14 protein-coding genes and 1 pseudogene are annotated in these 20,252 nt (G+C 72.0%); 9 read left to right on the top strand and 6 right to left on the bottom strand.

All coding sequences use genetic code 11. The annotated features are described in order from the left end of the window. Positions 1-257 precede the first annotated feature (257 nt). The 3 genes from ACZ470_RS18785 (at position 258) to ACZ470_RS18775 (ending at position 10,869) form a co-directional block, all read left to right on the top strand. Positions 258-8,552 carry a type I polyketide synthase gene (locus ACZ470_RS18785; protein WP_468428476.1) on the top strand — a complete coding sequence of 2,765 codons (8,295 nt, stop codon included), beginning with the start codon at positions 258-260 and terminating at the stop codon, positions 8,550-8,552. 239 nt (positions 8,553-8,791) lie between these two features. Further along, positions 8,792-9,304, top strand: a complete 513-nt coding sequence (locus tag ACZ470_RS18780; protein WP_468428475.1) for a phosphoesterase — start codon at positions 8,792-8,794, stop codon at positions 9,302-9,304. Continuing rightward, positions 9,301-10,869 carry an alkaline phosphatase D family protein gene (locus ACZ470_RS18775; protein ID WP_468428473.1) on the top strand — a complete coding sequence of 523 codons (1,569 nt, stop codon included), beginning with the start codon at positions 9,301-9,303 and terminating at the stop codon, positions 10,867-10,869. The genes ACZ470_RS18780 and ACZ470_RS18775 overlap by 4 nt, the downstream gene beginning before the upstream one ends. Positions 10,870-11,015: 146 nt before the next feature. On the opposite strand, the gene ACZ470_RS18770 is transcribed toward ACZ470_RS18775, so the two are convergent. Next, a complete protein-coding gene (locus ACZ470_RS18770) occupies positions 11,016-11,450 on the bottom strand; it encodes an Rrf2 family transcriptional regulator (protein WP_468428472.1) in 435 nt (144 codons plus the stop codon). Between the two features lie 129 nt (positions 11,451-11,579). Here ACZ470_RS18770 and ACZ470_RS18765 point away from each other — a divergent pair, with 129 nt between their 5' ends. Then, the gene (locus ACZ470_RS18765) at positions 11,580-12,335 is read left to right on the top strand and encodes an SDR family NAD(P)-dependent oxidoreductase (protein ID WP_468428470.1); all 756 of its coding nucleotides are present in this window, start codon (positions 11,580-11,582) and stop codon (positions 12,333-12,335) included. A 202-nt stretch (positions 12,336-12,537) separates the two neighbouring features. Here ACZ470_RS18765 and ACZ470_RS18760 read toward each other — a convergent pair. After that, positions 12,538-12,621: pseudogene (locus ACZ470_RS18760) on the bottom strand (IS5/IS1182 family transposase); the annotation flags it as partial. Positions 12,622-12,706: 85 nt separating this feature from the next. Further along, positions 12,707-13,495 carry an SDR family oxidoreductase gene (locus ACZ470_RS18755; protein ID WP_468428468.1) on the bottom strand — a complete coding sequence of 263 codons (789 nt, stop codon included), beginning with the start codon at positions 13,493-13,495 and terminating at the stop codon, positions 12,707-12,709. 122 nt (positions 13,496-13,617) lie between these two features. Between ACZ470_RS18755 and ACZ470_RS18750 the strand changes: the two genes are divergently transcribed. From ACZ470_RS18750 to ACZ470_RS18740, 3 genes are all read left to right on the top strand, one after another. Continuing rightward, the gene (locus ACZ470_RS18750) at positions 13,618-14,256 is read left to right on the top strand and encodes a TetR/AcrR family transcriptional regulator (protein WP_468428466.1); all 639 of its coding nucleotides are present in this window, start codon (positions 13,618-13,620) and stop codon (positions 14,254-14,256) included. A 68-nt stretch (positions 14,257-14,324) separates the two neighbouring features. Continuing rightward, entirely contained in the window at positions 14,325-14,789 is a 465-nt protein-coding gene (locus ACZ470_RS18745) for a hypothetical protein (protein WP_468428464.1), read from the top strand. Next, complete coding sequence (locus ACZ470_RS18740) at positions 14,786-15,220, top strand: GNAT family N-acetyltransferase (RefSeq protein ID WP_468428462.1); 435 nt, start codon at positions 14,786-14,788, stop codon at positions 15,218-15,220. The genes ACZ470_RS18745 and ACZ470_RS18740 overlap by 4 nt, the downstream gene beginning before the upstream one ends. A gap of 468 nt (positions 15,221-15,688) precedes the next feature. Here ACZ470_RS18740 and ACZ470_RS18735 read toward each other — a convergent pair whose 3' ends face one another. Together ACZ470_RS18735 and ACZ470_RS18730 are read right to left on the bottom strand one after the other, a co-directional pair. After that, positions 15,689-16,717: an NAD-dependent epimerase/dehydratase family protein gene (locus ACZ470_RS18735; protein ID WP_468428461.1), complete on the bottom strand. Its 1,029-nt coding sequence runs from the start codon at positions 16,715-16,717 to the stop codon at positions 15,689-15,691. Positions 16,718-16,896: 179 nt separating this feature from the next. After that, positions 16,897-17,064, bottom strand: a complete 168-nt coding sequence (locus ACZ470_RS18730) for a hypothetical protein (RefSeq protein ID WP_468428460.1) — start codon at positions 17,062-17,064, stop codon at positions 16,897-16,899. Positions 17,065-17,159: 95 nt separating this feature from the next. Here ACZ470_RS18730 and ACZ470_RS18725 point away from each other — a divergent pair, with 95 nt between their 5' ends. Both ACZ470_RS18725 and ACZ470_RS18720 read left to right on the top strand, forming a co-directional pair. Continuing rightward, a complete protein-coding gene (locus ACZ470_RS18725; protein WP_468428458.1) occupies positions 17,160-17,999 on the top strand; it encodes a helix-turn-helix transcriptional regulator in 840 nt (279 codons plus the stop codon). Positions 18,000-18,588: 589 nt separating this feature from the next. Further along, on the top strand, positions 18,589-19,194 hold the full coding sequence (locus ACZ470_RS18720) for a dihydrofolate reductase family protein (RefSeq protein WP_468428456.1): 606 nt from the start codon (positions 18,589-18,591) through the stop codon (positions 19,192-19,194). A 284-nt stretch (positions 19,195-19,478) separates the two neighbouring features. Here the strand turns inward: ACZ470_RS18720 and ACZ470_RS18715 are convergent, their stop codons facing one another. Further along, entirely contained in the window at positions 19,479-20,132 is a 654-nt protein-coding gene (locus tag ACZ470_RS18715; RefSeq protein ID WP_468428455.1) for a hypothetical protein, read from the bottom strand. Positions 20,133-20,252 lie beyond the last annotated feature (120 nt).

Below are 20,252 nucleotides of genomic sequence, written 5' to 3'. Positions count from 1 at the left end.
CGGACGACGACCGCGTCAGCGTGCTCACCGGGGACTGGCGGCTACTCGAGCAGCACGCCCCTTTCGACGTCTTCTTCTGCGACGGCGAAGGCAAGCGTGACGACCCTGAGGGCGTCGTCGAACTCCTTGCTACCGGTGGCCCGGGGAGTCGCACGGATGCACCGCGCAGGTGGCCGCGGGCACGCAACCCCGCGGGGCGTTCGCGGCATCCTCAACCACGGGTCCACAAAGGGGGGTTCGAACGGGTGGGTACGGACATGGACATCATCAGGCCGCTGCCGGAATCGGTCCGGGAGCATGCCCGGCGTCTCGGGGACAAGGTCGCTTTCGAGGACGGCCGCACGCGGCTGACCTACCGCGACCTGGAGCGCAGGACCGGGCGGCTGGCCGGTCACGCGGCGCGGCTCGGTGTGGCACGGGGCGAGCGGGTGGCGATCCTGCTGGGCAACCGCGTCGAGGCGGTCGAGAGCCTGCTCGCCGTCACCCGGGCGAGCGGGGTCGGCGTACCGCTGGATCCCGGCGGCTCCGGGGCCGAGTTGGCCCGTCTGCTGGACGACTGCGGCGCGCGCGTGCTCGTCACCGACGAGGCGCGGCTGGCCCGTCGGCCGGAGCTCCGGGCCCGTCCCGGGCTGACCCTGGTGGTGGCCGAGGGCGGCGAGGACGAGGACGGGGACGCCCCGGCGGCCGGGGGCTGCGACACGCCGATGGACGGTGTGCTGCGCTACGAGGATCTGGCGGGCACCGAGCCGGGGCTTCCCGCCCGGGACGACCTCGGGCCGGACGAGGTGGCCTGGCTGCTGTACACCTCGGGGTCGTCCGGCGTCCCCAAGGGGGTCATGTCCACCCAGCGCAACCGCCTCGCGCCGGTCGCCTCGGGGCTCGTCGGGGTCCTCGGCCTGTCGGAACGGGACCGGCTGCTGTGGCCGTTGCCCCTCCATCACGCCATGAGTCAGGTGGTCTGCGTCCTCGGGGTGACGGTGACCGGGGCGAGCGCCGTGCTGCTGCCCCGCTTCTCGGTGGCGGCAGTGCTCCGCGAACTGCGCCGCACGGACGACCCCTGCACCCTTCTCGGCGGGGTGCCGACGACGTACTCGGCGCTCCTCGACGCGGTCCGCGGCGAGGAGGGTCGCGACGGGAGCGACGGCGGTCTCGGGACGTCCGCCCTGCGGGGCTGTGTCAGCGGGGGCGCTTCGGCGGGGCAGGAATTCCGCAGGTCCTTCGAGGCGGTCTGCCGCGTCCCCTACCTGGAGCACTACGGCAGCACCGAGGCCGGCCCGGTCACCATGGCGGGGCCGGACGACGCGACGCCGACCGCGTCGTGCGGCAGGGTCCTGCCCGGCACCCGGGTGCGGGTCGGCGGCGGCGCGGACGGACGGGAGGCCGGCGAGGGCGAGTTGTGGGTGAGCGGGCCCGGCGTCATGGCCGGCTACCACGGCAGGCCGGAGGCCACCGCGGAGGTGCTGCGCGACGGCTGGTTCCGCACCGGTGACCTGGCGAGGATCGAGTCCTCGGGTGACCTCGTGATCACCGGCCGGGTGAGCGAGCTGATCGTCCGGGGCGGGGTGAACATCCACCCGTCGGAGGTGGAGGCGGTGCTGCGGCGGTTACCCGCCGTGGCGGACGCCGCGGTGGCCGGGCGCCCGCACCCCGTCTTCGGCGAGGTGCCGGTCGGTTACGTGGTTCGCGAGCCGGGCGGCGGCGCGCCGGACAAGGGGGCGGTCCTCGCCGCGTGCCGGGCGGAACTGTCCGCGTTCAAGGTGCCCGCCGAACTGTACGAGGTGGACGCCATTCCCCGTACCGCCTCCGGGAAGGTGCGGCGGCACGCCCTGGCCGCCCTGCCCGCGCGGGCACTGGGCACGGCAGCGGCCGGGGAACCGGCCAAGGACCTGCTGTCCCTCGTGCGACGCGAGGCGGCGGCCGTGCTCGGTCGGGCGGCGGAGGCGGTGGAGCCCATGACGGCGCTGCGGGACCTGGGCATGGACTCGCTGACGGCGACGGTGCTGCGGGAGCGGCTGTCCGCGGCGACCGGTCTGCCGCTCTCCGAGGCTGTCGCCTTCGACTTCCCCACGGCCGCCGCGCTCGCCGCCCACCTGCGTGCGCGGAGCGCCGGCACACCGTCGGACACGGAGGTCACGCACGGCGGCGCGGTCCGGCCGGACGACGATCCCGTGGTGATCGTGGGGATGGCCTGCCGCGCCCCCGGCGGGGTGACCTCCCCCGAGGAGCTCTGGCGGCTGGTGGCCGAGGGCACGGACGCCATCGGCCCCTTCCCCACCGACCGGGGCTGGGACATCGAGGCGCTGTACGACCCGGACCCCGGGCGCCCCGGCCGGACGTATGTGCGCGAGGGCGGGTTCCTGTCCGGCGTGGACCGCTTCGACCCCGGGTTCTTCGGCATCTCCCCGCGCGAGGCGCTGGCCATGGACCCGCAGCACCGGCTGTTGCTCGAAGTGGCGTGGGAGGCCTTCGAGCACGCCGGTGTCGTCCCCCGCGCCCTGCGTGGCTCGCCGACCGGGGTGTACGTCGGTCTGATGTACAGCGACTACGCCCGGCGCCTGACGCGGACACCGGAACATGTCGAGGGCTACCTCGGTCTCGGCAACGCGGGGAGCGTCGCGTCGGGGCGCATCGCCTACACGTTCGGTCTGCAGGGACCGGCGCTCACGGTGGACACGGCGTGCTCGTCGTCTCTGGTGGCGCTGCACTTGGCGACCCAGGCGCTGCGCCGGGGCGAGTGTTCCTTCGCGCTGGCCGGCGGGGCCACGGTGATGTCGGGGCCCTCGTCCTTCGTGGAGTTCAGCCGGCAGCGGGCGCTGGCCCCGGACGGCCGCTGCAAGGCGTTCGCGGCGGCAGCCGACGGCACGGGGTGGGCCGAGGGCGCCGGGATGCTGTTGCTGAGCCGGCTGTCGGAGGCGCGCCGCGCCGGGCTGCCGGTGCTGGCGGTGGTGCGCGGGTCGGCGGTGAACCAGGACGGGGCGAGCAACGGGCTGACGGCACCGCACGGTCCGGCGCAGCAGCGGGTGATCCGGCAGGCTCTCGCGGACGCGGGGCTGTCCCCCGGCGACATCGACGCGGTGGAGGCGCACGGCACCGGCACCCGGCTGGGCGATGTCATCGAGGCGGAGGCGTTCCTGGCGACGTACGGGCGGCGGGAGCGGGAGCGTCCGCTGCTGCTCGGGTCGGTGAAGTCGAACATCGGTCACACGCAGGCCGCCGCCGGGGTGACGGGTGTGATCAAGACGGTGCAGGCGATGGCGCACGGCATGCTGCCGCGCACTCTGCACGCGGACGAGCCGACCGGCCGGGTCGACTGGTCGTCGGGGCGGCTGGAGCTGCTGCACCGGGCGGTACCGTGGCCGAGGACGGACCGTCCGCGCCGAGCGGGGGTGTCCTCCTTCGGCATCAGCGGCACCAACGCCCACGTGGTGCTCGAGGAGCCCCCAGCAGACCTGGCGGCAGCGGCGCGGGTGCCCGGTGCGGACGACGCGGCGGGAAGCGGCCGCGTCGACGACCGTGCGCCGGTGTCCGTGGCTGTTCCGGTGTCGGCGAGGAGCGGGCCGGGACTCCGGGACCAGGCACGGCGGCTGTACGAGCGGGTGACCGCCGATCCGGACGCCGACCCGGTGGACATCGGGTACGCGCTCGCCACCACCCGGTCGGCGTTCGAGCACCGGGCCGTGGTGGTGGCGCGCGGCCGTACGGAACTGCTCGACCGCCTGCGGGCGGTCGCGGAAGGCACCGACGGACCGGGGGTTCACACGGGCACGGCCCGCCAACTTGCGCCGACAGCCGTCCTCTTCACCGGGCAGGGCAGCCAACGTGTGGGCATGGGACGTCAGTTGTACGCGACACGGGAGCTGCATGCGGGCTTCGCGCGGTCGTTCGACGAGACCTGCGCCCGGTTGGACCCGCTGCTGCCGGTGCCCCTGCGGGACGTCGTGTTCGCCGCTCCCGGCACCGGGGAGGCCGCTCTCCTGCACACGACCCGGTTCGCGCAGCCGGCCCTCTTCGCCCTGGAGACGGCCCTGTTCCGGCAGCTCGAGGCCTGGGGCGTACGCCCGGAGTTGGTGGCCGGGCACTCGGTGGGCGAGGTGACCGCGGCGCATGTCGCCGGGGTGCTGTCCCTCACGGACGCCTGCACGCTGGTGGCGGCCCGGGGCCGGCTGATGGACGCGCTGGAGCCGGGAGGCGCGATGGCCTCCGTGGCCGCCGGTGAGGACGAGGTGGCCGCGGTGGCCGCCCGGCTCACCGAGCGGGGGCACGCGGTGGAGATCGCCGCGGTCAACGGGCCCGGCTCGGTGGTCGTCTCCGGGGACGAGTCCGCGGTGCGGGAGACCGTCGGGCATTTCCGGGAGCTGGGCCGGTCCACGACGACGCTGCGGGTGAGCCACGCCTTCCACTCCGCGCGGATGGACCCCGTGCTGGCCGACTTCGCGGAGGTCGTGCGGGGCCTGTCCTTCGCCGCGCCCCGCCTCGGCCTGGTCACCGCCGTGCCGGGGCGGGCGGCCACCGACGAGGAGCTGTGCACACCGGAGTTCTGGGTGGACCACGTCCGTCGTCCGGTGCGCTTCGCCGACACGGTGGCGTACCTGCGGGAGCGGGGCGCGGGACACTACGTCGAGCTGGGCCCGGAGGGGGTGCTCACCGGCCTGGTGCGCGGCTGCCTCGCCGCGTCGGGACCGGCACCGGCGGGCGAGGGCGGGCATCGGGCGCACGACGGTGAGCGGCCGACGGTGCCGCTGGTCGTGCCGACGCTGCGCGCGGCCCGGCCGGAGGCGGACGCGCTGACCGACACCGTCGCCGCTCTGCACGCCCATGGCGTGCCGGTGGACTGGGAGGCGTATGGCGCGGGACGCGGTGGGCGGCGCGTTCCCCTGCCCACGTACGCCTTCCAGCGCCGCCGCTACTGGCTGGACGCCTCCGCGCAGCACGGGGCCGCCCCGCTGAGGGACTCCCCGGGGCACCCGTTCCTGTCGTCGCGCACGGAAACGGCGCAGGACGACGGGCTGTTGCTGGGTGGGCTGCTCTCCGTGCCGGACCGGCCCTGGCTGGCCGACCACGAGGTCGCGGGGTCGGTGCTGCTGCCGGCGACCGCCTTCGTGGAGATGGCCCTCCACGCGGGTGCGGCGGTGGGCGCGCCCGTTCTGGAGGAACTCGTCCTGACCGCGCCCGTGTCGCTGCCCGCGGACGGAGCGGTCGAACTCCAGGTGACGGTGTCGGGGCCGGACGGGGCGGGACGGCGGACCGTGCTGTTCCACGGCCGGGCGCACGCGTCGGCCGGTCACCGGCCCTGGCAGCGGCACGCGTCCGGGACACTCGCGCCGGAGCAGCCGTCGGCGGACCGCGCGGCCGGTGCCGCGACGTGGCCACCGTCGGGGGCGGTGCCGTTGACCGCCGGCGGGACGCACGCCGATCCGTACGAGCTGCTGGCCGAAGGGGGCCTGGACTACGGCCCCGCCTTCCGGGGCCTGCGCGCCGCCTGGCGGCTCGGGGACGAGCTGTACGCCGAGGTCGAGCTCCCGGGGAGTGCGGGAACCCAGGAGGACGACGGCCCGGGGTTCCTGCTGCATCCCGCGCTGCTGGACGCGGCCCTGCACGTCCTGGCGCTCGACGGCCGCGTGGCGCGGCCCGATGGTGCCGACGGGGGCGGTGTGTCCCTGCCGTTCGCCTTCGACGGGGTGCGCCTGTACTCCCCCGGTGCACGCGCGGTGCGGGTACGGGTCGCCCCCGGGCCGGACGGACGGGCCGGGGTGGAGCTGACCGACGCGGCGGGCGCGCCGGTGGCGACGTTGCGCGCGCTGACGCTGCGCCCCCTTCCGGCCGGACCGGGCCCGGCGGACACCGCCACGGCGTCGCTCCACCGGATGGAGTGGGTGGCGCTGTCGGAGCCGCCCGTGCCGCCCCCGGTGCCCGTGTGGGGCGTCCTCGGCGCGGTCGGCACCCGGCCCGTGGACGCCCTCGCGCCCCGGGGATCCGGCGTCCCGGTGTACGCCGACCCGGCCGCGGCGGCCGACGCCTCACCGGCCGTGGTGGTCGCACCGCTCCCGCCGCCCCCGGAGACGGCCGGTGGGGCCGAGGACCCGGCCGCGGACTCGCGGTGGGCGGCGATTCGGGCGCTGGAGCTGGTACGGGAGTGGCTCGCCGCACCCCGTCTTGCGGGCTCCCGCCTTGTTGTCGTCACCTCCGGCGCCGTCGACCCGCTCGACGGTCGTCCGGCCGACGACGGCACCGGTCCCAGGGAGCACGTACCTGCCCATGCGGCGGTGTGGGGACTGGTCCGTTCGGCCGCGCGGGAGAATCCGGGCCGTTTTGCCCTGGTCGACGTCGACGGCCACCCCGACTCCTGGCGCGTGCTGCCCGCCCTTCTCGCCGCCGCGGCGCCGGAGACGGCCGTACGGCGGGGAACGGCGTACGCACCGGACCTCGTCCGCGTGGCCCGGGCGGCGCAGGAGCCGCCTCGGCGGCGGCTCGATCCCGAGGGCACGGTGCTGATCACCGGCGGCACCGGTTCACTGGGCATGCTGGTGGCCCGTCACCTGGTCACCGCCCATGGCGTCCGGCATCTGATGCTGGTCGGCCGACGCGGGCCGGACGCGCCGGGGGTGCGGGAACTCGCCGCCGAGCTGGGCGGGTCGGGCGCACGGGTCACCGTCCGGGCGGCCGACGTCGGGGACCGGGCGGCGCTCGCCGCGCTGCTCGACTCGGTACCGGCGGCGCATCCGCTGACCGGTGTGGTGCACAGTGCGGCAGTGCTGGACGACGGCATCGTCCCGGCGCTCACCGCGGACCGTCTGGAGCGGGTGCTGCGGCCCAAGGCGGACGCCGCCCTCGCCCTGCACGAGCTGACCCGGGGACACGATCTGGCGATGTTCGCGCTGTTCTCCTCGGTGGCGGGCACCTTCGGCTCCGCCGGTCAGGCCACCTACGCGGCGGCCAACTGCGTGCTGGACGCGCTGGCCGCACACCGCGGGCGGCTCGGCCTGCCCGGCACGTCCATCGCCTGGGGCCCCTGGCGGCAGACCGACGGCATGACGGCGCACCTCTCCGACACCGACCTGCGGCGGATAACCCGCTCCGGATTCACCCCGCTCGGGGCGGACGAGGGCCTGGCGCTCTTCGACGCCGCCGTGGCGGGCGACGACCCGGTGGTGGTGGCTGCCCGCCTCGATGCGACCGCAATGACCGGTGGCGCACCGGCTGCGCGTCACCGCCGGGCGCCCGGTGGCGACGAAGGCGGGGATCCGTTCGGCCGACGGCTGGCCGCCGCTGCCCCGGACGAGCGCGGTGTGCTGCTGCTCGCGGAGGTACGAGCCCGGGCGGCTGCGGTCCTGGGCCACCCGGAGGGGGCCGGCGCGATCGACGCGGACGATCTGCTGGCGGATTCGGGGCTCGATTCGCTGGCCGCGGTCGATCTGCGGAACCTGCTGGCGGCGTCGACGGGCCTGGCGCTGCCGCCCACGCTGCTGTTCGACTTCCCGACGCCGCGTGCGGTCGCCGCCGAGCTGGCGGAGCGGTTCACACGGGAGGTTGCCCGTGCCCACTCCTCCGGCAGCCGGCGACGACCGGATCCCTCGGACCGTCCGGACCCCGCAGCCCGGCCGGGCATCTCCGGCCGACCGGACTCCTCCGGACCTCCGGCGGGGCCCGGAGCTCAGTGGGACGAGGGAGTCTCTGACGGCCCAGTTGCGGCCGGACGGGCGGATGTCCCGGACCGGACCGGATCGGCGCGGGGCGACGGCGGCGTTCCGGATTCCCTCGGGGAGCTGTTCCGAACCGCATGTGCCCGGGGCCGGACCTGGGACGGCATGGTGTTACTCACCATCGCCGCACGTCTGCGCCCAGTCTTCGACGACGCCGGAGCGCCCGGTGCGGCGCCGGCCTCCGTCACCCTCGCGCAGGGCGGCGCGGTCGGCGCCCCGCTGATCTGCTTCCCTGCGCTCAGCGCGCTCTCCGGACCGCAGGAGTACGCGCGCTTCGGCGCCGGTCTGCGGGACCTGCGCTCCGTCTCGGCACTGCGCTATCCGGGGTTCGGGACCGGGGAGGCGCTGCCGGGCAGCCTGGACGCCCTGGTCACCGCCCTGACCGCGGCCGTCCGTGCCCTCGCGGGTGACGGACCACCGGTGCTGCTGGGCCGCTCTGCCGGTGGCTGGGTGGCTCAGGCCGTGGCCGAGCGGCTGGCGGCCGAGGGCTGCGCACCGGCCGGCGTCGTCCTGGTGGACACCTATCCGAGCGGTACGGACGACCGCGGGCAGGCGCTCTCCGCGATGACGTCGGACATGCTGCACCGGGCGGCGGAGTTCTCCTCCGCCGATCCGGACCGGCTCACGGCCATGGCCGGGTACCTGGAGCTCTTCGCCGGCTGGAAGCCCACGCGCCCGGCTGCCCCCACGCTGTTCCTCCGGGCCCGGGACCGGCTGCCCGGCGTGGAACCCGCCCCGCCCTGGAGTCTGCCGCACACCGAAGTCACCGTCCCGGGAGACCACTTCACCGTCCTGGAGGAACACGCCCGCACCACCGCACTCGCCGTCCACCACTGGCGGCCGGCCACGTGATCTCCTGTCCCTCTCCGTCCGCCGGCCGCAGGTGCACCGTTCAGCTGCCGCAGGCGGGCCCCCGGTCGTGCCCGTGGCCGGATCGCGGTGGTCATTCCCGCCGCGGACTCCTCGGGTTCATCTCGCGCTGATGTGATGTGCCGCGCCAACGCTCGTTGCTCAGGCGGCGCTTGTGAATCGGAGTCGTCAATGGTGATGCCGAGAGTGGTCCCGGAGGGAGTGCCGACCCGGTCGACGCCGTGACCGGCTGGGTGATCGCCCAGGGTGCTCCGGCGCTCGTCGGTTACGGCGTGGGCGGCGGCTATCCGACCGCCGGAGATCCAGGGCCTACCCGTCGCGGCAGCCGGTTCTTCAGCGGCGGGAACTCGCCCCGTACCGCCCTGGTCCAGGACATCACCCTGCCGGCCCGCGGGTCCACCGGCCGGCCGGCGCTCGACGCCGGGCGGGTGCGGTACACGCTGACCGCCTGGCTGGGCGGGTACGCCGGGCAGGAGGACGGCGCCCGGCTGTCGGTCGAGTTCCGTGACCGGGCCGGGACGCCGGTGGCGCTCAGCGTACTCGGCCCCGTCACCGCCGCCGAACGCGGTGCGCGCACCGGGCTGCTGGAGCGAACCGCGTCCGCCGCCGTGCCGCCCGGTGCCCGCACCGCCCGGGTGCTGCTCGTCTTCACCCGCAGCGGCGGCGGGACGTCCAACGACGGCTACGCCGACGCCGTCTCCCTGACACTCACGCCTGTTGGAGGACACGCATGACCAGGATCGACCGACGGGGACTGCTCAGGGCCGCCGCGGCCGCCGGTGCCCTCAACCTGGCGTGGCCGCTGAGCGCGGGACTGACGCCAGCTCAGGCACGGGAGGCGGCGGAGGCGCTCGGAGCCACCTACGACGGGGCGCCGTTCACCCTCGGTGTCGCGTCCGGCGATCCCCAGCCGACCAGCGTCCTGCTGTGGACACGACTCGCGCCGGAACCCCTGGCCGCCGAGCAGCCCATGCCCGAGGTGGTCGAGGTGGAGTGGACCGTCGCCCTGGACCGGGAGCTGCGGCGCGTCGTCGCCCGCGGCACCGCGCCCGCCTCCGCGACGCTCGGCCACAGCGTCCACGTCCCCGTTCAGGGTCTGCGCCCCGGCACGCGTTACTGGTACGGCTTCAAGGCACTCGGCAGAACCAGCCGGATCGGCCGCACGAGGACCGCTCCGGGCCGGCGGGTCGACAGGGTCCGCTTCGCCGCCGCCAACTGCCAGGCGTTCCACGACGGCTTCTACGCCGCCCACCGCGGCATCGCCCGGGAGAACGTCGACTTCGTGGTCCATCTCGGCGACTACATCTACGAGCACGGGCAGGTCGGCGGTGTCCCCGCGGACCATGTCCGCGACCACGAGGGGCCCGCCGTCTTCACCCTCGCCGACTACCGCCGCCGCCACGCCCTGTACAAGGGCGACGCGTCACTGCGCGAGGCGCACGCCGCCCACCCGTGGTTCCTGACCTGGGACGACCACGAGGTGGCCAACGACTACTCGGGCACCGGCGGCGGAGCCCCGGTCATGCGGCGCCGCGCCGCCGCGTACCAGGCCTGGTACGAGAACATGCCGCACCGCGACAGCAGCGCGTTCGCCCTGCCCGATCCGGAGATCCACCGGGTCCGCCGGTGGGGCGGCCTGCTGGAGCTGACCGTCCTCGACCTGCGCTCCTACCGCTCGGCGCAGAACCTGGCCGACGGCACGATCCTCGGCGCCGGGCAGAAGGCCTGGCTGAAGCACGGCATCGACCGGGCTCCGGACGCGTGGCACGTGTGGGCCAACTCCATCATGCTCAGCCAGCTCCGCGGCAGCCCCGGCGGCCCGTACATGTTCACCGACCAGTGGGACGGCTTCCTCGCGGAGCGCAAGGAGGTCCTCGGCCATGTGCACAGCAGCGGCCTGGAGGACCTGGGCGTCATCACCGGTGACTGGCACTCCGCGTTCGTCGACGACATCAGGACCGACTTCGACGACCCGTCCTCGCCGGTCGTGGGCACGGAGTTCACCGCCCACTCGGTCAGCTCCGCGGCGTACTCACCGGACTGGAACAGGGAGAACGGCCCGGTGATGGGCGCGGCCAACCCGCACTTGAAGTACTTCGAGGGCAACCGTTACGGCTACGACGTCTACGAGGTCACCCCCGAGCGGTTCAGCGCGCACATGCGGGTGATCGCCGACCGCCGCGACCCCGTCTCGCCCGTCACCACGCTCACCACGTTCCATGTGGACCGCGGCACGGTCGGCTCGTACGAGGATCCGGCGACGAGGAACTCGCCCGCGCAGTACCGCCGAGACCGGTAAGGGGGCACGGCCCCGGCCGAGGGCCGGGGCCGCTACTGACGTTCCCCGGCGCACGGTTGCTTGTCGATGAGCGTGTTCGTGATGTGCGTGGTGCCGAGTTCGACGGCGGAGCCGTATCTCGGTGATGTCAGGGCGTAACGGAGAGGCTAGCGAGGTGTCGCGAGTACGTCCTGGAGTACGTTCGCGAGCGTGACGCGGGCCAGCTCGTGTTTCAGGGTCTCCTCGATGCCCTCGTAGATGTTCTGCATGGCCGGCTGGATGCCGTGGCCCACCACGCATTCCTGGTCCGGGGTGGTGCGGTGCATGGCGAACAGCGGGCCGGTTTCCACTGCCTCGTACACGTCGAGCAGGGTCATCGACTCCAGCTCGCGCGCCAGTGACCAGCCCGCGCCCACGCCCCGCCGGGACTCCACGAGCCCGGCCCTGCGCAGCTCGCCGAGCAGCCGCCTGATCACCACCGGGTTGGTGTTCGCGCTGGTCGCGATCTGCTCGGAGGTGGCGACCTCATGACCCTGACGCTGATAGAGACCGATCCAGGCCAGCGCGTGGGCGGCAATGGTCAACCTGCTGTTGGCACTCATGAGCCCCTCCTCCCGGCCGCAACGCTTCATGTTACGACAGCGCAGTCGTAACAGTGAAAGTTGCAACAGGCTGTCGTAACAATTAACGTTGCGACTGTCGGGAAAGGGTCAATCAACGAGGTGAGAAGAATGAGCAAGCCACTCACAGGCAAGGTCGCCCTGGTCACCGGGGGATCGCGCGGACTGGGAGCCGCGACCGTACGGCTGCTGGCCGAGCAGGGCGCCGACGTCGCCTTCACCTACGTCAGCTCCGAGAAGCAGGCGCAGGCCGTCGTCGACGAGGTGCACGGCAAGGGAGCCAAGGCCGTCGCCTTCCAGTCCGACCAGGCGGACACTAGCCGGGCGCCGGCACTGATCGACGACGTGGTCGCGCACTTCGGCGGCCTGGACATCCTCGTCAACAACGCGGCGATCTCGGTGGAGCAGGGCCGCACGGTGGACGACCCGGACGCCGACACCGCCGCGCTGGACCGGATGCACGCCACCAACTACCTCGGCGTCATCGCCGTCATCCGGGCCGCCTCCCGAGTGCTGCGCACGGGCGGCCGCATCATCACGGTGAGTTCCGGACTGGGCTCCCGGGTCGGCGTCCCGGGCGTTGCCGACTACTCGGCGACCAAGTCAGGCATCGAGAGGTACACCATGGGGGTCGCACGGGACCTCGGGCCCCGAGACATCACGGCCAACGTCGTGGAAGCCGGGCTGATGGACAGCGGCATGCAGCCGCCGGACCCCGAGACCCTCAAGGCCCTGCTCAGCTCGCTGTCCCTGCAACGGATGGGGCACCCCGACGAAATCGCCGCGGCGATCGCCTTCCTGGCGAGCCCCGCCGCCTCGTACGTCACGGGCGCGGTGCTGGACGCCCACGGCGGCTACAACGCCTGAACTCGAACCCCTGCCGCGCCCCGAAGGACCTGGCGTCTTCGGGGCGCGCACCGCCAACGACCCGCGTGTGCGTGGACACGCCTCACGAAGCCCGGATCGTGATCGTGTTACGAGCTCGAAGGAACCCGGCTGTCACTTCACTCAGAGTGGCCGCGTCACATAAGTTGAGCCGGCACCCGTTCCCATGGACAAAGCCGGCGGCCACCAACCTGTCGGAGCAGCGCGGGCTCAGCCCAGTGAACGGAGCTGTCCAGGACGGCTCGGACGCCGTGATCACAACTGCCAAAGCCCGTCATCGTCGCAAGTCAAGATCGCTTCGCCTTGGACAAGATGGGCGCCGGCGACGGCACGCTCCGTACTGCAATGCCGGCTCAAGCCGCGATGTCGGATTCGGGTTGCAGTGCAGGGCCGAGCAGCAGGCCCCCGTCCAGGACGAATTCCGAGCCCGTGGCGAAAGATGCGTCCTGGGAGGTGATGAAGAGCAACAGGCGGGTGATGTCAGAGGGTTCGGCGAGGCGGGGGATGGCGAAGGGATCCGGCGAGTAGAAGTCGGCGATGGCCGGCTGGCCTGCGACGGTGGGTTCGTTGACCAGCGGTGTGGAGACGACGCCGGGGTGGATGGAGTTGACTCGGATGTTGTCCCGCCCCAGCTCCAGCGCGGCCGTCTTGGTCAGCCCGCGCACGGCCCACTTGCTGGCGGTGTAGGGGGCGTAGAAGGCCGCGCCGACGTGGGCCATGGTCGAGGCGATGTTGACGATGGTTCCGCCGCCGCCCCTGCGCATCGATGGAGCCACGGCCCTGATGCCGAGGAACTGGCCGGTGACGTTGACGCTGAAGGTGTGCTCCCAGGTGCGGAGTTCGGTGTGCTCGATAGGGGCCGCCGGGTTCTGGACGCCCGCGTTGTTCACCAGGATGGTGATCGGCCCGAAGTAGTCTTCGACTTCTCGTACCACCGCCGCCCAGTCGTCCTCGCTGGCGACATCCAGGTGAACGGAAAGGGCTCGATGACCGAGCTGAGCAGCGAGAGCGCGGCCGGCGGCGGCGTCGCGGCCGGCAATGACGACGTTCGCCCCCTCGGCGTGGTAGCCCCGCACATGACTGCTGCCCATACCCCCGCTGCCGCCCGTGACGATGACGGTCTGGCCCTCAAAGCGTCCCATGATGCTACCTTCCAGGCTTCCACTAGTGGTGAGCCGAGTGACTCACCTCTTCTCTCAAGGTAAGAGGAGGGCCAGAGGTGAGTCAAGTGACTCACCTCATGATGGGAGGCATACTGGAGGGCATGACGGCACAGCCTTCGGAATACCACCGGCGCGTGGCAGCGCAGAAGCGGACGTCCATCATCGAGGCAGCGACGAAGCTGTTCCTCGACTCCGGCTACGACGGAACCTCGCTGGCCCGCATCGCCGAGGCGGCCGGAGTGTCGAGGGCGACTCTGTTCAAGCAGTTCACCACCAAGGCGGCCCTGTTCGAGGCGATCGTCACCGAACACTGGAAGGTCGACGACGAGGAGGCGCCCCTCCCCGAGCCGGGGAACCTCCGCGCCGGGCTTGAGACCATCGGACGCCGCTACGTGGACCTTCTCACCCAGCCCGGCATGGCCGCCCTATTCCGTATCGTCATCGCCGAGGTACCGCGCTTCCCCGAGCTCGGCGAGACGCAGTTCAATCTCGGCAAGATGCCCTACTTCGAATCGGTCCGCCGCTACCTGGAAGCGGAGAACGCCACTGGCGCGGCACGGCTTGACGATGCGGAGATGGCGGCGACCCAGTTCCTCGGAATGATCTCCAACTACGTGTTCTGGCCGCGGATGCTGCTCGCGCGCTGGGAGCCCGACGACTCCGCCATCACCAACGCGGTCGACCAAGCGGTGCTGACCATGCTCGCCCGATACGGTGCGCCGGGGACCCCCGGTGCCTGAGGCACCAGGCGCCCCACCGCGGGCATCTCCGCTGTATGGCTGGGGTGTTGAGGGCCGAGCGGGTGTGGGTGGAGACGTTCACCGGGCTGCGGGCCTCCGCCAGTGCGCGGGGCAAGTACGGTGCAGCGGCGTGCCCGACTTCTGCTCCGCCGACCGCGATCAACTTCCTTATGGAGCGCGGTAATCTAGGCGAGGTGAATGGTCTCGCGCCCGTTGATCCACCGGACCTCCTCGCTTCGCTCGGTGTGTCCTTCCAGCTCCACAAGCACCCTGACGTGACCAGCCCTCAGGAGGTCTGGGCCGTGTTGGGCGTTCCGCCGGCGGGAATGCAGCGGAGCGGAGCGTGTCCCGGATCCGCAGACCGGACCGCGGTGGTGGTGTTCGACGGGACGGTCAGCAAACTGGGACGGGTACGTTGCGGCAGCGGCCGGCCCGGCAGCAGCATCGAAATCGAGGCAGCGGAGCTCATGGCAGCCATCCCGGGGGCCGCTACGGCGTCGATCGCCGACTTCCCGGCGGATGAGTTGGTGTGACGACCATCCGCGAGGCCACACCCTCGGACGCCGGTGACATCTACCGTCTGCTGAGCGGGTTCGTGACGAGGCGCCGGCCCGACCGAGCAGTCTTCGACGATGCCACGTTCCCCCGGATCATCGAGGCCGCCTCGGACGGCAGCGCCGAGTTCCTGGTCGCCGAGCAGGACTCGCGCGTCGTCGGGTACCTGCTTGCGGTGCGCATGCCCACCCTGTTCGCCGGCGGGACGATCCTCGAATTGCTCGAACTCACCGTGGACGAGCCAATGCGGGGCCGCGGTGCGGGTTCCGCGCTGATCCGGGCCGTACAGGCAAAGGCCCGGGGGGCGAAGGACGTCGAGGTGACCGTGCCGACCCGCAGAGCGGCCGACTTCTATCGCGCTCTGGGGTTCCACGAGACCGCTGTTCATCTCAAATGGTCCAGTACATGATCGGGAATCTGCCGACCAAACGGCCGGGCGAGATGGGGAAACCACGCAGATCCAGGGAGCAAACGGCGCTCGTGACCGGCGCGAACCGAGGGCTCGGACAGGTGATGGCCACGGCTGCTCGTCCAACGCCGCGCACGGCGCGTCTACGGTGCAGCCCGCGACCCGCGGTCGGTCCGCGAACCCGACGTGGTTCCGGTCCGCCTCGACATCACCGATCACGCCCGGGTTGCCGCGGCAGCTGAGACGTCAGCGGGCGCAGCAGGACGGCGCCACGGTGGGCGAATTCCTCCGTCCCCGCCGCCCAGGAGTAGACGTCGGTGCCGTCCCACATTCATGGGGTTCTTGCCGGTTCAGCCAGAGCTACTGGCGTCCGGCGTCGGCATCGCCCTGCCTGTTGACGCTCTCAGTGATGGGTGGGCCAGGCCCACGCCACGGTGACGACCGGGTGCGTCTTTGTGCGGGTGGTGGCTATCCCGCAGACGTGCGCAGCTCGTCCAGTCCTGCCGAGAAGGTCACGCTCGGCCGGTAGCCCAGGTCGGCGCGGGCGTGTGTGATGTCGTAGCTGCGGTCGCGCCCCATGATCGCAACCAGCCAGTTGTACAGCGGCGGCGGAGCAGGACGGCGCAGCAGTCGCCATGTCCGATCGAGGAGTCCGGCGACCGGCGAGGCGACTGCGAGCGGAACGCTTCGCGCGCGGCTGACATCGGCGCCCATGATCTCCAGGACCGGGGTGAAGAAGTCCCGGATCGGCATCGGGGCGCCGTCGGTGATGTAGTAGACCCTGCGGTCGTAGCCCCGGCTCAGCGCGGCGACCGTCGCGGATGCGAGGTTGTCGACGTGCACGAAGTCCATGATGTGACGTCCGTTGTCGATCCAGGCGAATCGGCCGGCGGCGGCCGAGGTCGCCGCGTCGCGCAGCGTTGTCATTCCCTTGCCCCAGATGAACGGCGGGCGCAGTGTTATCAGCGTCATCCCGGGGGTCGTGATGTTCGCCAACGCCCGCTCGGTCGCCAGCTTGACCCGGCCGTACGCGATGATCGGCCGGCCGGTTGGCGTCGCCTCGGTGACCACCGCCGGCTTGCGGTGCCGGTCCGTCGACACGGCGGCGGCGCTGATCAGCACGAATCGTTTGACACCTGCGGAGGCCGCGGCGGTGAACAGGGACACGGTCGGCCAGTGGTTGTCCCGCTCGAATGCGGCGTCCGGCCCCCAGAAATCCATGCGGGCAGCCGAGTGAACCACCGCTTCACACCGGTCCAGGACAGCCGTCCAGGTCGGTGCCGGGCGTGGCGTCCCCGTGGGGGTATCGCCGGGGTGGTGACCCGGCCCGCGCAGGTCCGCGAGATCACCGCGTACGGGCGTGGCTCCTGCTCGCGCCACTCGCTGTTCGGCCTCGGGGCTGCGGGCCAGTGCCCACACGGTGTGGCCGTCGGCGATCAGACGGGTGATGAGCTGTTGTCCGACGAATCCGCTGCCGCCGGTGAGAAATATGTCCATGTGGGTTCCCTGGTCCTTGATGGCCGTCTCGTACGTCGATGTGGTGTGCGCGCTGCGGGCACGGAGAGGTGTGCCGACACCGCGAAAGGGAGTGCCCGGCCGCCGGAGAGGACCGGTCGGCGTTCCTGATCCGCCGGTCGGGGCACCATGTCGCGCCGTCGGGTGGTCTTCAGGTGCCTTCACATGCTGCGTGCGTGCCCCGGACCCGAGAATGAGGAAGAGGTCGGCTGGCATTCCACCTCGTGGGGCCCGTCGTCGATGCCGCCCGGGTCATCGCGGGACGCGGTGACGATGCCCGCGACGAGCTCCAGGAGCACGGTGGCAGGGCGGTCAAGTGTGTTGTCCATGAGCTCGACGGTGCGCCCGCGGGCAGGTCCGTTGGAAGCCAAAGGTCTTCCTGGTACAGCTGGTACCAGGACACGACGGCCGGGCGGGCGAAAGAATGGCGCCTGTGAACGAACTCGGTGTCGCGTTGCGGGCTTGGCGGGATCGGCTCGACCCCGGCGCCGTTGGGCTGCCCCGCTATTCCCCCCGCCGGGTCCCTGGCCTGCGGCGGGGCGAATTGGCGCAGCTGGCCGGAATCTCTCCCGAGTATGTGGTCCAGCTCGAACAGGGCCGGGCATCGAGGCCGTCGGCGCAAGTCTGCACGGCACTCGCCCGCGCGCTGCAATTGTCCGACGATGAGCAGGCCCATCTCCTGCGCTTGGCCGGCCACGCCGCGGACCCGGACCGTATTCCGCGCCTGGTCCCGACCAGCGTGCACCGGATCGTGGAGCAACTCGTCGGCAGCCCGGTGGCGGTGTGCGACGCCGCCTGGCAGTTGTTGCACTGGAACCCGCTGTTCGCGGCGACCTTCGGCGATCCCACGAGAGGAGGCGACGATGAACGCAACGCGCTGATCTTTCAGTTCGAGAACCGGCCGAGCCGCATCCGGCAGACCGCGGCGGAGCGGGCCGCGTTCGAGGAATCCCTGGTCGCCGACCTGCGCGCCACGACGAGCCGGTACCCGAACGACCCCGACATCAGGGCGTTGATCTCGCGGCTGCACGGCAGTCACCGGTTCCGTGAACTCTGGGCGCTTCGATCGGTGGGTGACCACCAGGGCGTGCGCAAGGTCGTCGCACATCCGGTGGTGGGAGACATCGCTCTCGACTCCAACGTGCTCACCACTCAGAGCACGAACCTCCGTCTCGTCGTGGACACCCCACGCGACACGGACGCCAGGAGCAAACTCGATCTCCTGTCCACCATCGGCATTCAGGAGATGACCTCGAAAGGCTGAGGTGTCACGGGCCCACGATGCCCGGGGTTCTTGGGGCAGCGACGCGCTGAGCGCCGTGATGGTGGTCAAGGTGATCCAGGTGTCGCGGTTGCCAAGACTCAAGGCCACGCTTCCGTGGCAGTGAGGCCCTGCACGAACGCCCACCACCGACGTCGACGCGAGCACGAAATCCGGCACAACGCCGGCCGGCGCCGCCTGCTCAACCCCTCGCCCCGAGCCGGCCCACTCCTGCCTCCGGACTCGGCAGCCGTTCGACGGACAACGCGCCTTCGCGCCGCCCCTTCAGGCGCCTATACGACCGTAATCCCGCGCGGCTTCGTCAGTCGGGTGCCGCCGGGCACGCCTCTCGCGCGGAAGGAACAGGCGGCCAGCATCGGCCTTCCCTGCCAACCGGGCGCCGATGCTCCGTTGCCCCCCGCCGCAGGATGTGGCCGATCATCGCCCCATCGAGATCAACGACGAAACTCCCTCCGCCACCGCTGTCCTCTGCAGCGTCATGAGTTTTCCCGTCACTCCCAGCGCGGCCGATGAGTTTGTGGCTCCCGGCCGGTCCAAACTCGTGACAACACCACCAGGAAAGGACACCGCCATGTCGGAGCTTCTCGTCGACTTCATCACCTCCCTCGACGGCTACGCATCAGGAGAGGGATGGCCTGGGTTCTGGGGCCTCGAGGGCCCGGAGTACCTCGCATGGCTCGGCGAGCAGCCCAAGGCCACCTACCTGATGGGAGCGAACACCTACCGCCTGATGTCGGGCTTCGCCGCGGGCGAGGTCCCGGATGGCCAGGACGAGTTCCGGCCCGAAGAAGAGGCGTCCGTCGACGAGCTCACGCAAGCGTCCAAGGTCGTGTTCTCCTCCTCGCTCGAGGAGCCACTGACATGGGCGAACTCCACGCTCGTCCGCGACGACGCCGTCGAGGCGGTCCGCGCCGTGAAGTCGAGCGGCTCGGGGCTCCTGAGCACGATCGGCAGCCTCAGCCTGTGCCGGTCCCTGCTACGAGCCGGACTCGTCGACCGCTTCCGGGTCGTGATGTTCCCGGTGATCACCGGAGCCACAGGCGCAGAACGCATCTACGACGGCTATCCGGACGTTGCCCTCGAAATGACCGAGCACCGCACCTTCGACGGCCGCATCCAGCTGGTCGAGTACAAGCCCCGCGTACTCGAGCACCCGCCGCTCGGCGTCCCCGCGTGACGTCGCCCCGTCCGCCGATCGGACGCCCGCCGTCGCCGACCTGGCGGGCGTCTGCGCGCCCATCGCGTGCGTGCATGCCCCACACTCGCGCCGTGGCCGTTGGTATCCCCTGGTCAGCGGCTCGCCCACGCGGTGCGCCTGATCGATCGCGGTGGCCAGCGTGGCGGCGAGCCGGTCCACTTCCGACGCCCGCCGTTCCCTGACGGGCGCCGCTCACGGCCTCCCAGGCAGCACGGCAGGCCTCCTCCAGAGGACCGACCTGCGTCGGCGGCCGCTCCGCTCGGTCAGCCGTCGAGCGCGGCGGAGGGTGTGTCCCCGTTCTGGGCCTGCCGGGCCCGCTTGGCGTGCAGCGTCGCCAGATCCCTGACACCGTTCTCGTCGATGCCGCCCTGGTCCGCGGAAGCCGCCAGGGTCCACAGGAGCGTCGTGCCGACCCGTGTCTGGGTCACGGCGCCGGGCTCGCCGCGGAATCCGGAGGAACCGAACCGGGCGTCCCGCTCGTCGCCGACCGGGCCGAGCTCGAACGTCTTGGCCCTCTCTCCCGCCCTCTTGCCGTAGTAGCCGTCCCAGAGCACCTCGTACGCATCCCGGGCGGCCTGTTCGCTGTCGTAGGCGATGATCAGGAAGGTGACGGTGGCGGCGTTGTCGTCGTGTCGGAAGGTCGAGGCGCCGTAGAAGCGGGACTCCTCGCAGCCCGCGTTCTCCTTGATGGGGCAGGCCTGCGAACGGTAGAGCTTGTTCATCTCGACGGCCTTGGGCGGAGCGGCCTCCTTCCATCCCGTCATGGCCTCGCCGTCCGGCAACGTCCGCTGTGCCTGCTCCTTCGTGAGCACCGCTGCCTTGCCGTTCCCGCTGTCGCTCTCCGCGCCGCCGCCACAGCCGACCACCAGCAGTACGGCCGCGGCCGCCGCGCACCACCGATAGTTCTTCATGGTCATGCCATCACCCCTCGGCAGATGATCCTACGCGGACCACCTGCACGTGTGCGTCGCCCCGAACCGGGCACCGTCACCACGGCGGACTGCTACGACGACGCCTGTGCGCAGGCCCACGAGGAG

This window comes from Streptomyces sp. NPDC031111, from assembly GCF_055570675.1.
The sequence above is the reverse complement of the archived record's forward strand: the minus strand, read 5'-3'. Positions and strand labels throughout refer to the sequence as shown.

What these genes read in the sequence shown, in the direction of transcription:
- ACZ470_RS18765 (WP_468428470.1), top strand. Translation starts at nt 11,580, where the DNA reads ATGAGCAAGCCACTCACAGGCAAGGTCGCCCTGGTCACCGGGGGATCG.
- ACZ470_RS18755 (WP_468428468.1), bottom strand. Translation starts at nt 13,495, where the DNA reads ATGGGACGCTTTGAGGGCCAGACCGTCATCGTCACGGGCGGCAGCGGG.
- ACZ470_RS18725 (WP_468428458.1), top strand. Translation starts at nt 17,160, where the DNA reads ATGGCGCCTGTGAACGAACTCGGTGTCGCGTTGCGGGCTTGGCGGGAT.
- ACZ470_RS18750 (WP_468428466.1), top strand. Translation starts at nt 13,618, where the DNA reads ATGACGGCACAGCCTTCGGAATACCACCGGCGCGTGGCAGCGCAGAAG.
- ACZ470_RS18775 (WP_468428473.1), top strand. Translation starts at nt 9,301, where the DNA reads ATGACCAGGATCGACCGACGGGGACTGCTCAGGGCCGCCGCGGCCGCC.
- ACZ470_RS18770 (WP_468428472.1), bottom strand. Translation starts at nt 11,450, where the DNA reads ATGAGTGCCAACAGCAGGTTGACCATTGCCGCCCACGCGCTGGCCTGG.
- ACZ470_RS18785 (WP_468428476.1), top strand. Translation starts at nt 258, where the DNA reads ATGGACATCATCAGGCCGCTGCCGGAATCGGTCCGGGAGCATGCCCGG.
- ACZ470_RS18730 (WP_468428460.1), bottom strand. Translation starts at nt 17,064, where the DNA reads ATGGACAACACACTTGACCGCCCTGCCACCGTGCTCCTGGAGCTCGTC.
- ACZ470_RS18720 (WP_468428456.1), top strand. Translation starts at nt 18,589, where the DNA reads ATGTCGGAGCTTCTCGTCGACTTCATCACCTCCCTCGACGGCTACGCA.
- ACZ470_RS18735 (WP_468428461.1), bottom strand. Translation starts at nt 16,717, where the DNA reads ATGGACATATTTCTCACCGGCGGCAGCGGATTCGTCGGACAACAGCTC.
- ACZ470_RS18715 (WP_468428455.1), bottom strand. Translation starts at nt 20,132, where the DNA reads ATGACCATGAAGAACTATCGGTGGTGCGCGGCGGCCGCGGCCGTACTG.